This window comes from Bacillus sp. JJ1474 (assembly GCF_036965225.1).
GTDB lineage: Bacteria > Bacillota > Bacilli > Bacillales > Cytobacillaceae > Cytobacillus.
The window spans coordinates 1-1,092 of the sequence record NZ_JBALPC010000341.1 but is presented as its reverse complement, the minus strand read 5'-3'; the positions used below and the strand labels follow the sequence as shown (position 1 = coordinate 1,092).

1 protein-coding gene and 1 riboswitch are annotated in these 1,092 nt (G+C 38.6%); the gene reads left to right on the top strand.

Going from position 1 to position 1,092, the window contains the following annotated elements; translation table 11 throughout:
• A riboswitch (SAM riboswitch) is annotated at window positions 1-97 on the top strand. This riboswitch is flagged as partial in the annotation.
• Between the two features lie 94 nt (window positions 98-191).
• Entirely contained in the window at window positions 192-998 is an 807-nt protein-coding gene (locus tag V7164_RS25545; RefSeq protein ID WP_335345000.1) for a MetQ/NlpA family ABC transporter substrate-binding protein, read from the top strand.
• Window positions 999-1,092 lie beyond the last annotated feature (94 nt).

Genomic DNA, 1,092 nt, shown 5'->3' with positions numbered 1-1,092 from the left:
TAGCTGAGGGACTGGCCCGATGAAGCTCGGCAACCGTCTATGTTTAATAGATTGGTGCTAAATCCTGCAAAACATTCATTGTTTTGAAAGATAAGAGAGGATTTTTATGTATACATAAAGCCTCTCTTTTTTGATGGAGAGGCTTTTTATTTTTTCTTCTTCCAATACAACTACACAGGAGGAACAATAAAGTGAAGAAGTTTGGAATGGTTTTAGCATTACTTGGTATGACATTGTTTATTGCTGCTTGCAGTAAAGAAAGCAGCGGGGCACTGAACGAGAAGAAGCTAGTCATTGGAGCAACGGACGGTCCGCATGCTCAAATATTGGAAGTGGTTAAAGAAGTGGCTGCAGAAGACGGACTTGAGTTGGAAATTAAATCTTTTACTGACTACGTCCTTCCAAATACAGCTTTAGATGAAGGCGACTTAGATGTTAACAGCTATCAGCATAAGCCTTTTCTTGAAAAATTTAATGATGATCATGGAACTACATTAGTACCAGTTGGGAAAACGATTCTTAATCCAATGGGGATTTACTCAGAAAAATATAAAAGCTTTGAAGATCTTCCAGACGGAGCGAAATTTGGTCTGCCAAACGATCCGACAAATGGAGCACGTGCACTTTTCATCTTACAAGAAAATGGCCACATTAAGCTTGAAGAAGGCAAAGAAGAAACAGCCTCTATTCATGATGTGGTGGAAAATCCAAAGAATCTTGAGTTCATTGAACTTGACGCAGCACAAATTCCAAAACAATTAGGCGAAGTCGATGCTGCAGCCATTAATACAAACTTTGCAATCGCTGCGGGTCTTTATCCGAAAGAAGATGCATTTATTTTAGAATCAACTAACTCTCCATATGTGAATTATATTGTTGTCAGAGCGGAAAACGAAAACGATCCTGTCGTTAAAAAATTGGTGAACGCTTATCAGAGTGAAAAAGTTAAAAAATTCATCGAAGAAGAATTCCGCGGATCCATCATCCCTGGTTTTTAATAGAAATTTGATGAAGGCTGTCCAAGAAAGTGAATTTGCTGGACAGGTTTTCGGTATTTTGATAGAAGCTGTCCAAGAAAGAGAATTTGCTGGA